Source organism: Olleya sp. AS48 (assembly GCF_038900355.1).
Classification (GTDB): domain Bacteria; phylum Bacteroidota; class Bacteroidia; order Flavobacteriales; family Flavobacteriaceae; genus Olleya.
In genome coordinates this window covers 434,068-445,583 of record NZ_JBBMRD010000002.1, presented here as the reverse complement: position 1 = coordinate 445,583, position 11,516 = coordinate 434,068, and the positions used below count along the sequence as shown (strand labels likewise).

Genomic DNA, 11,516 nt, shown 5'->3' with positions numbered 1-11,516 from the left:
GGAGAACCTGCTCCAGTTGGAGCTCCTGTTCCAGCTGGTTGAACAACTACTTCCCAAGCAGCTTCTGTCCCTCCTAAGGTCCAAGATAAATCTACAGATGTAGATGTTACTGCATCTAAAGTAAGTCCTGAAGGGTTTGGACATGTAGCGTTGTATATAAGTACGTTGTCAATTAACCAATACCAAGCCCAAGAATCGGCATCATTATATATAAATCTAACTTGCATGTTAGCGTTAGCATAGGCTGTAATATCTATGTGTTGTTGGTCAGGTGCATTAAAATTACCTGCTGATGCTGTTTGATTTAATACTTCGACCCAAGCAGTACCATCAAAAACCTCAACGATAGCATTGTCTGCTCCAATATTTCTGTAATATTGGTCAAAATCTAGAAATAGTGCAGTTGCTGCCGAAGCATCAAAAACAGGAGAGGTTAACGTTTCTAATAATAACGTACCGTTTCCGTTTGCATCACTATCTGCTATAGCTGCATTTGTGCCATCTAAGCTTGAAAAACCTCCTTGAATTCCAGAAATCCATGAATCACCTGTTGCTGCTCCTGCATCTGTTATCGTCCAGGTTGCAGGTATGGAGGCATTAAAATTTTCTTGTAAATAAGTTTGTGAATTAGCTTGCCATCCTGTTAGTAGAAATAGTAAAGCTAAAATGAACGTAGTTTTTTTCATTTTAATGAGATTGGGTGTTAGTTTATTTTTTTTTGAAAACCTTGCGAAAAACACAAGTTGGTTATTTAAAGGTATACTTTTATTAAGAATAATTTAACACAGATAGACGTAATGCGTTTTTTTTCGACGAAAAGAGTATTAATTGTTAAAATTGTAAGATTTATATATCGTGTTTAGAATATTATTTAGAAATTATCACGTTTCTTTTTATTTCATTACCAAATTCGTCGACTACAACAAGTGAATGTTCTCCAATTTCGGGCTTAATTGCGATATCATGAATATCTGTAGTTTGACCAATGTAAGTTTTGTCTATATACCAAAAAAGAGTGCTATTTTTTTTAGAATGTGCAACTTTTAAAACGAGTTCGTTCGTCGTTTCGTTAAAATCCTTAGGTAGATAAATAGTACTTTCATTTTTGGGATAAATAAATTGCATTGTGACTTCATTTTCACCTAAACAATCAAATCTAAAAGTTGGAAGTGATTTATAAAAAGGATTCTTTTTTTTATAATAGTATTCCATTAAAGGAGGAAGTGTGAACCAAGACTGAGTGTTAATGTTATTTAGATCTTCGCAAGAGGTATTAACCTGATAAGTGTTTGTTTTGTCTAGGTGAATTAACTTATGATAAGGACACGGTTTTGTTTTAAGACCACTTAGTTGTACGTATTGAAGCTCTGTATCTAAACAGTTAAGCGAGGCTCTGTAGCCACTAAGTCTACAGATTCTAGTTTCTTGCATTTCATCAAAAGGTTTTTTAAACCATTGACTATTTGGAAGCGCATCAAATACGTCAAATAAAATTGGAGCTGCAGATTGTACACCAACTAATCCTGGTCTACCTTCTCCGTCAGCATTACCTACCCAAACACCTACAACATAATCTTTTGTTGTACCAATTGCCCAAGCATCTCTAAAACCGTAGCTAGTACCTGTTTTCCAGGCGATTTGTTTAGAATTGTCAAAAAACTCCCAATTGTCATCGCCTTCTGGTCTGTTTACCTCCTTTAAACTTTGATACGTTAGATAGATTGAGGCAGCATCAAAAAGTGTTTTTTGATTAGTTTTTTTTCCAAAATCAATGGTTTGCGAGTCGTAGAAAGTAGGTTCGCAAAATTCATTAGAAAAATACTCGCTTGAAGTGTCGTTAAAATGATTTATAGTCGAAGAGAACGCTGCATAACTTTTACATAAATCCCATAAATTACTTTCTGCTCCACCTAAAATTAAGGATAATCCGTAATGATTTGCATTATAGGTTATGTCTTTTAGTTTTAAATCTTTTAGATAATGATGAAATCTATCTAAACCAAACGCTTGTAACATTCTAACTGCAGGAACATTTAAAGAGCGTGATAAAGCGCGTTTTGCAGGAACAGCTCCATCAAATTCTTTATTAAAATTTTCGGGACTATAATTTCCAAATTGAGAAGGTATGTCTGCAACTAATGTGTTAGGAAGTATATCTCCTGCATCAAGCATAGCAGCATATAAAAAAGGTTTTAAGATACTACCAGTACTTCTAGGCTTGTTAATTATGTCTACATTTTTTTGATGTGCTTTATCTGTTGGAGCGTTACCAACATAGGCTAAAACTTTTCTAGTTTTAACGTCTAAAACTAAAACTGCAATGTTATATATTTCATTTTGTTTTAAAATGTTATAATGATTAGAAACAATGCTGTTTACTTGTTCTTGAAGTTGTTTTTGAACTGTTGTTTTAACTCGTTTTCCTTTATTAGTTTTTGAAATAGTTTGTAGTAAATGAGGTGCTGTTTGTGGTAATGGATATGGTTTTTGAGGCAAGATTTCAGCTAAAGAAAGATTATAGGTTAATGAATCAATAGTATTGTTTTCTAATAATTTTTTTAATAACCTGTTGCGTTTTTCTAGTAATTTTTTTTGATTTTTACCTGGGTAAATTAGGCTTGGTGCATTGGGTAAAACAGCTAAAGTTGCGCTTTCTGCCCATGATAAATCATGAGCGTTTCTGTTATAATAACGCCAAGACGCAGCATCTATACCAACAACATTTCCGCCAAAAGGCGCATGACTTGCATAAAGCGATAATATTTTTTCTTTACTATGCCTTAACTCTAATCTAGTGGCTAAAATAATTTCTTTAAACTTTTCTAAATAGGTTCTTGATTTTCCTTTTCTAGATAGCCTAATAACTTGTTGGGTAATTGTACTTCCACCACGTTTGACTTCACCAGAATTTAAGTTTTCTTTTAAGGCTTTAATTATAGAGATAGGATTAAATCCAGGATGTTTATAAAAATAGTCATCCTCAAAAGCGATAACACACGTTTTAAATTTTTCCGGAATACTATCGCTTTCTGGAAAACGCCACTGTCCATCTTTTGCTATTTGAGCACCTAATAATACATTAGTGTTACTAGTAATAACAGTTGCTGTTGGATCTTTAAAAAGTATACTTGGTAAACAAAAAAAATAGGCTACTAATAGTATAAAAAACACTATTGTTTTTTTAAAATGTTTTGAAATAATAGCAATTAACCTATACATGAGTGCTACAAAAAGGCTTTAGTTGTTTTAATAATTGTGAATTTAAAAAAATACATTTATACTTGATGATAATATCTTAATTATAAACGTGAAAAGCTACCGATTTACTGTTAATATCATTTTATTTTTATCTCTATTTTTTGCAACTCAAAATGCAATAGGGCAGTTGGGATTTTGTAATGGTAATTCTGGAGATATTATTTTTAGTGAAACTTTTGGAACTGGAATTGGTCAAAGTGCTTTACCTGCAGGAACAACAACCTATACCTATGCTAATGGGTCTGAGCCAGAAGATGGTTTTTATACGGTAAGTAATACCTCTAACTTTTTTGATTGGTTTATAATTCAAGATCATACTTTAGATGATGTTAATGGTAAAATGTTGGTAATAAACTCTGATTTTACAACAGGTGAGTTTTACCGAACAACTATTAATGGACTTTGTGTGGACACATCTTACGAGTTTTCTTCGTGGTTAGTAAATTTGACACCTTCTACCGGATTTTGCGGTTCAGGAGCTATACCTATAAATGTAAGTTTTGAGATTTGGGATAGTTCTGATACTAATTTATTAGCCTCTGGTAGTACCGGAAACTTGGGTAGTTTGCCTTCACCAGAGTGGTTACAGTATGGATTAGTTTTTCAGACACTTCCTGGTCAGACGTCTGTTATATTAAAGATGAAAAATAATGGTGTTGGAGGATGCGGAAATGATCTTGCAATTGATGATATTGTTTTTAAAAGTTGTGGAGATAATATATCAATAGCAGATGCATCAGCTTCTAATATGATAAGTTTATGTAGTAGCCAAACACCTTTTAGTACGTTTTTGACAGTAACGCCAGATAATAGCGTATTTAGTACTCATTTTTATCAATGGGAAGAGAGTTTAGACGGAACCACATGGACCGATATTATTGGAGAAACAACTCAAAATATAACCATTAATGGTATTATAGATACTAGATATTATAGGAGTAAAGTAGCTGAATCTGTTGCAAACTTAAATAATAATCTATGCAATGTTGTATCAGAAGTTTTTCAGGTAGATGTAACACCACTGCCACCTGCTCCAACACTGGCGTGCTGGGAAACCGCAACTATAAATAATACGACTTGTTCATGGGATGTTGTTGGTGCGCAACCAATTCAGCCTATTGTAGCATGTTGGGAAACTGCGATATTTAATGCTACAACTTGTGCTTGGGAAGTCTCTGGTACGCAACCATTACAACCTTCAGTATTAGAATGTTGGGAAACCACTATATTTAATACTACTACATGTGTTTGGGATATTATTGGTGACCAACCATTTAATGAAGAAACTGAATTTGTAAATTTCTGTCAAAATGAAACGATTACTTTACAAGCCATTACAGATATAATTAGTCCAACATATATTTGGGATACAGGCCAAACGACATCGTTTTTAGAAGTAGATGCTTCTGGTATTTATATCGTAGAAGTAACTGATGGTTGTTTGACTACCATTATAACTTTTATTGTAGCCCAATTAGAAACACCTTTACTTGATAGTATTACCTCCAACGGAAACGATATTGTTGTTAATACAAGCAATACTGGTGATTTTGAATATTCTATAGATGGTGTTAACTATCAGAATTCCAATGTGTTTTTTAATATTGAAGGTGGTTTGTATACAATTTATATTAAAGCTAATGGATGTGATGATGTCGTGACCACATCGTTTTTACACTTTTACATACCGCAATTTTTTACACCAAATAACGATACAAACAATGATACCTTTGATTTAAAAGGAATCCAATATTTTCAGTCCTCAGAGGTTTATATATATGATCGTTTTGGCAAGCTTTTAAAAAGCTCAAAAAATAAATCCTTTTCTTGGGATGGTACATTTAATGGAAGCCCAATGCCTACATCAGATTATTGGTATGTTATAATAATAGATGGTCAGCGTCGTGTTGGACATTTTACTTTAAAACGATAAGGGTTTCTGCGAAAGCAGTATTATAAATTTAAAGTTTTTAATACAGACTTAAGTTCGGTTTCTTTTTGCGTGCCAATAATAAATTTACTTCCATCTTTAAGTGTGATAGATAGTCCTTTATTACCTTTTATGTTATAAACTGTTCCGTATTTAGTCCATAATCTAATTCCCCAACCACCAACAAAACCATAGTTTACAACTTCCATGGTTTTAACATCGTTTAATTTAACCTTCTTTTTTACAAACGGATTAAAAGACATTCTAATTTCGGAATGGTCAATTTCTGTTTTTAAACGAATTAATCCAAAAAGCCCAATAACTAAAAAAAGGATTATTGTAAAAGCAATTAAGCCTTGATTAGATAAAGGTTTATCTCCAAAACTTTGACCAATAATTAATTGTTTATAAATACCATATATTGGTGTCAATCCAATGCCAATTAACAACACCCAAAGCCACCATTGGTTAAATCTTTGCACTTCTTTAAAATTCATAGTTTTAGTATTAAAAAAATACCACTTTCGTGGGAAACTTTTATTTTTCAACTTCAATCCATTGTCCTTTGTTTCTAACAAAAAAGTTGTTATCGTACATTGCTTCAGCTTGTAATCCTGGTAAATAGTATTGTCCTAAATACGAAGCATTAAGCATGACGTTAAACGTGTTGGTTTTTTTAGGTCCTAAGTCAAAATAAAAATTAACACGATCGTCTCTAATATCTGTAAACCTAGCCTGACTTGAAGTTGAAGCTCCAAAGTCTGTAAAACGTGTATTTACTATTTCCCAACCTGATGGAAAAATTTGAGTCAATGCAACGTCATTTATGTTGTAGTCTTTAGTATTAGTAATTTGTACTGTTGCAACAAAATCTTGACCTTGTTGTAGTTTGGAAACATCAATTTTATTACCCTTTAAATCTTTGTAAATTATACTTGTGGTCAGACCTCTTTGTTCTGCTAACTCTTGACCCAATGGTAGTTTTCCAGAATTTAAAACACGTATATAAACTATGTTTTGTTTGTTGTTTTTAACGGTTATGCTGTTGCTTCCATCGTTAATTGCTAAAGTACGTTGTGCAATAGCATTTTTAGTATCGATTGTTTCGGTTTTACCATTAATGGAGTAGCTTAATTTCATGGCTTTTCCGCCATTTGCATTAACCCTTTTAGCCATAGCTAGTAAGCTATATGCAGTGGTTTGTGTACTCATCCAACGTTGACTTGATAAATCATTTGCAATGGTTTCTGATAAATCTTTAACCCGTTTGTCTTTAGTTAAAATCATAGTTTCTAAAGCCATAGCTCTGTTTCTGTCAACAGATCCATAGGTGTAATAATTGTATTTTTGTGGCTTAAAGTTAATATTTGCAGTACTTGACACTTGGATGCTAGCTTCGGTTTGACCAGCTAAAGCATAAGCAGCTGCTAAACGCCATTTGGCTTCGTTAGAAATTTCTGAAAATTCGCGTAAACGATTCATAGCTCCCAAATCTGCACTTCCAGCTAATGCTAAAGTGTATAAGCGATAGGCTTGTGCTAAGTCGGAATTATATGTTCTGTAGCTTGGTCTCCAACTTTGTGCAGCTTGTTTTTGGTATTTAATCCAATTACTTTTAAATGTTAATGGTAGAACAAATCCTTTTTTCTCTGCTTCTAATAAGAAATGTCCAGCATAACTAGTTCCCCAATCATTAGCACTGTTTTCTCCAATCCAATAGCTTAAACCACCATTTGGTCTTTGAAAATGACCTAAACGTTTGATTCCGTTTTCTATGTTTGCTTGGATTTCTTGTTTTTTATTGAAAGGTAAATCAAAGATGTCTTGCAAGAATAACTGAGGAAACACACTTGATGTGGTTTGCTCTACACAGCCATGAGGATATAGTACTAGATATTGTAATCTTCTAGTAAAATCCATTGGAGGCAATGTTGAAAACTCAACGCTTGCACTATTTGTTCCAGTAACACCAAATGTCGAAAAGTCAATAGTTTTAGACCCATTTGAATCTAAAGTAGCATCTAGGCTTTTAGACGAAATTGGATTTACATTTTCAACATCAATCTCTACTTTATAAGTTGAAGATTCTCCATTTCCAGTTGCAATAACTTCAACAGTATTAATGCCTTTTGCCTTGCTAACATCTAATTCAAAATAAGCCATTTGCTCATCTGGACGTGCAAAAGTTAGTGCCTTAGTTTGGTCTCCAACAACTGTAATTCCTTTGCTTAATTTTAATTTAACCGATACGTTTTTTACATTAGGTTCCATAGCAAAAACAGTAACAGGTAGTGTTACCTTTTCTCCTGGACTTAATTTTCTTGGAAGCGTTGCTAAAACCATTAAAGGTTTTTTGACCTGTACAGATTTGTCAGTGCTTCCATAAGCTTCAGTTGTGTTATTACCTGCAACAACCATTGTTCTTACTGCTCCAACGTAATTTGGTATTTTAATTTTATGTGTTTTTCTTTCGCCTGCTTCTAGATTGAATGGCCCAAGGAATTTAACAACAGGTTTAAATCTATTTGCTTTTTTGTTTTTTCCATCAGCAGCATTTCCATCTCCTCCAATAGCAAAAACTTGTTCTATACTTCCGCTATATGCACCAACTACATCATCAAAAACATCCCAAGTTTTTACGCCTAAAGCCTCTCTAGCATAAAAGGATTGCCATGCGTTTGGTGTTTTAAAACGTGTTAAGTCTAATAACCCTTCTTCAACCATAGCAATAGTGTAGGTCATGGCTTTGTTGTTTTTTTCTGAAACAAATACTTCAAATTCTTGTTCAGGTTGCAAGACGCTTGGCATTCTTATTTCTGGTTCTAATTTAGTATTTGGATCTTCTACCAATAACGGAATTACACCAAATAAGCGTAACGGTAAATCATTAGCAGTAGATGCGTGTGGTTGTAGCAATGAGATATTAATAAATACGTTTGGAGCCATGTCTTTTGTGATAGCAATATCTACAGTGGTTTCTCCTTTTTTAGTTTTTACCCATTTAGTTTGTAAGACCTCTGATCCATTTTCTATACTAACTAATGCGCGACCTTCTGTACCTGAGGGGAAAGTAATTTTTGCAGTTTCGCCAACATTATAGTTTTCTTTGTCTGCAGCAAACACTAACATTTTTGCAGCTTCTTTATCTCCAGAAGGTTGACGTTTCCACCAGTCTTTATAAAAGTATGCAGTGCGACCAGTCATGTGACCAGAAACGGGATCTTTTATAGTAATATAATAACGACCACCTTCGTTATCTGGCACTTTAATATTAAACGATGCTTTACCGCTTACATTAGTATTTACTTTGCTGTTTAAAAATGGTTTGTGATAGCTGCTAGAGGTATATTGTGATAGATTGTCGTAAGAGGAGTTCCACCACCAACGCCATTCTATTTTATACACTTTAATCTCTAAATTATTACGTTTTATTGGTTTTCCTTGATCATCCACAGTCACTAAATCAAACGTGTGATTTTCATCTGTAAAAAAAGAACCGTAAGCTTTTGCTTTAGGTGATTTTAAACCAACAAAAGAGTTGTAAGGAGCATATGGCATTGTAAATGCATCCATGGAAAAATCGCCTCCGTTTTCAAAAGCACGTACTAAAAATTGTGCATTTAGCATACCAGGAGCATCTTGTCCAATGTTTAAGTTTTTGGTAATATTTGCTAAACCTTCAGTATCCACATTACCTTCAAATATGGTAACCTCTTCTGTATTAAAGTTTTTGGATGGATCTAAAAATTGATAGTCTTCGTAATTTTTAAAACCAGAATAAGAGGTGCTAAATTTTGCTTTAATTTCGGCTTTTACATTTTTAGCTGGAGCACCATGTAGCCAATTTACAGCTAGTTTTCCGTTTAATGGCGTGTTAGATTTAAGTATATCGTCTTCAAAATCTATTTTAATTTTAAGGCGATTAGGCTTTACAGTTTCGACTTTAAGTCCTTTATAAAATGTTGCTCCTCCAACGCTAATTTTTGCATTCCAGTTTCCTGTTTTGTCTTCAGTAGCAGTTGGGATATTAAATTGATAAAAATTATTTAAGCCTTGATTACTTATATTCTTATAAGCTAATTTACCATTAGCATCAGTTACTTCTAATTTTACTGGATGTCCTTTTGGTAGCTTGTTTGCTATATCATTTAGCATAAAAGTTAAATGAATAGAATCTCCTGGTCGCCAAACGCCTCTTTCAGTATAAATATAGCCTTTAAGTCCACGTTGTAATGTTGCTCCTGAAACATCAAATTTACTCAGTGATAGCGAGTTTCCGTCGCGTAGTTTCACGTAAGTGTTATTATTACCTTTAGACACTATTGCAAAAGCAGCCAACTTATCGGATTTGATTTTTCCTAATCCATCATTATCGGTATTAGTAGTTGCTAATTCTTGTTGTTGGAAGTTGTATAGAACGACCTTAGCAGCTGGTTCTGGATTGGTAGTTAAAATATTGGTCACTGCAAAATGATACGTATTACTAGCGCCTTTTTTTACAATAGCTCCTAAATTAGAACCAATTAAGTTTTGCGAAATCACCTTATTATTATAGTAAGCATCATTGCAAGGGTTATTGCGTTCTCTCCAGTTGTAATTATTGTCGCGATAGCTGTAAGTGATATTGTCCCAATATTCTTCTTCTTTTAAATCTTCGTCTTCTGTATTTGTGTAAGTATAATCTCCACCACCATAATAATAGTCGTCTTCATAATAATAATCGTCCTCATAATATTCTTCTTCATTATCACTGCTATTACTTGCATTCGCGTCACAGTCGTACAACGAATATGCTTTTTTATAATCTAACTCTACACGATAAATTGCACCAGGATCTGATTTGATGTATTTGGATAAGTCAATGCTATAGGTTTTCCATTTTCCATCATTTTCTATAGGGTTTTCAATTAGTTTAATGGTGTGTTTAGCAATACGACGACCAACACGTCTTATTTGGTTTTGATTATTACTTTCAAGAGTATTGTCTTGTAAAAATTGCAAAATATTATCTTCAAAAATTTTGATTACTCTAACATCTACAGCGCTTAAGTTTACAGCTTCAAAATTGAATTTTAACTCTTGAGAGTTAGGTAGTATTACACCACTATTAATTAGTTTAACTTGAGGTTTGACGTCTTCAAAAGCGATAGTTTCACTAAACGGTGTTTTTAGTTTATAGTCGTCTACGTTTTTTATCCCTTGAAAAACATCGACTTGTACATTACCTGTAATTTTTGATTCAGGATAGGCTTTTAACACGTTTCCGTTTACTATAAATTTAGGGTTTTTGCTATTTTGGATAGTGACTAAACCATCAAAATTTTGCTGTTTTTTAATTGGGTCAGAAAAGTTAATTGACAAATATTGTTCTGGTGTCTGAATAACGTTTACAGACATGATTTTAAAGTTGTTTTTTCCAGGAATAGAAAAAGTGTTTTCTCCAGAATTGTCTGCTTTAATTGCTTCGCCATTCCATTTAATTAAGATTTCAGAATCTTCAACTAATCGATTAATACTATCTATTTTAAATTCAAAATATTTTGAAGGCTGGCTTTTTTCGTTCCATTCAATATTTAGGTTTTTGCCTTTTTGAGTTGCACTAATTAACTGTTTAGCCTGTTGTAATGTAATAATATCAGATGCTTTAGCAACGCCTAAAAGGTATTGCCACTCTTTGGAGTAAGATTGTAAATCATTTGTTTCAATATTAAAATTTGGAGTAATAGTTTTAAACTGAAACGTATAGCTACTAAATTGTTTTGGAAGGTCTTTATATAATTCGCCTAAATTAATTGTCGCTGCATACTCTGTATCTGGTTTTAAATTTTCATCCGGAACAAACCTTAAAGAATGATCGTTTATTACAACAATTTTACCTTCCACATAAGGTGAGATTTTAAATACGTTTTTATCAAGCACTTGGTCAGGTTGCCATCCATCTACCACTTTTGCTAAATTGATGTTTATATTATCTGCAACAGACACGCGTCCTGACGTTGTAAAACTAATGTAATCTCTAAATTTAAAAAGGTTATCCGTTTCAGTGACCTCTTTTTTACAAGAATTAGCTAGTATAAACACAAGAAATAAGATTGATAGCGATTTTAATTTCATGGTAAACAGTATTTTATATTTTTATATCTATGTTAAGAGAAGTTGCTGAGAAAAAACTTGATATCTGGTTATTAAAACAAAACTTGATGTTAAAGTTATTGCAAATTTTCAATTTTCAAGTATTAATCATAGACAATTTTTAATCTATTTTTTTGAGTTAAAGCTTAACAGTATTATAAGACAGGACGTATTTTAAAACGAAGAAATATTAGTA

Annotated in this window: 5 protein-coding genes; 1 reads left to right on the top strand and 4 read right to left on the bottom strand. The window is 32.9% G+C overall.

Going from position 1 to position 11,516, the window contains the following annotated elements:
* Both WNY60_RS04980 and pbpC read right to left on the bottom strand, forming a co-directional pair.
* The coding region (locus WNY60_RS04980; protein ID WP_342861687.1) for a choice-of-anchor J domain-containing protein at positions 1 to 686 on the bottom strand (686 nt) is incomplete at its 3' end.
* Between the two features lie 181 nt (positions 687 to 867).
* Positions 868 to 3,219, bottom strand: a complete 2,352-nt coding sequence (pbpC, locus tag WNY60_RS04975; RefSeq protein WP_342861686.1) for a penicillin-binding protein 1C — start codon at positions 3,217 to 3,219, stop codon at positions 868 to 870.
* A gap of 88 nt (positions 3,220 to 3,307) precedes the next feature.
* Between pbpC and WNY60_RS04970 the strand changes: the two genes are divergently transcribed.
* Complete coding sequence (locus tag WNY60_RS04970; protein WP_342861685.1) at positions 3,308 to 5,191, top strand: T9SS type B sorting domain-containing protein; 1,884 nt, start codon at positions 3,308 to 3,310, stop codon at positions 5,189 to 5,191.
* Positions 5,192 to 5,211: 20 nt separating this feature from the next.
* Here the strand turns inward: WNY60_RS04970 and WNY60_RS04965 are convergent, their stop codons facing one another.
* Complete coding sequence (locus tag WNY60_RS04965) at positions 5,212 to 5,685, bottom strand: hypothetical protein (protein ID WP_342861684.1); 474 nt, start codon at positions 5,683 to 5,685, stop codon at positions 5,212 to 5,214.
* Between the two features lie 40 nt (positions 5,686 to 5,725).
* Positions 5,726 to 11,302, bottom strand: coding sequence for an MG2 domain-containing protein (locus tag WNY60_RS04960; protein ID WP_342861683.1), 5,577 nt, complete (start codon positions 11,300 to 11,302; stop codon positions 5,726 to 5,728).
* Positions 11,303 to 11,516 lie beyond the last annotated feature (214 nt).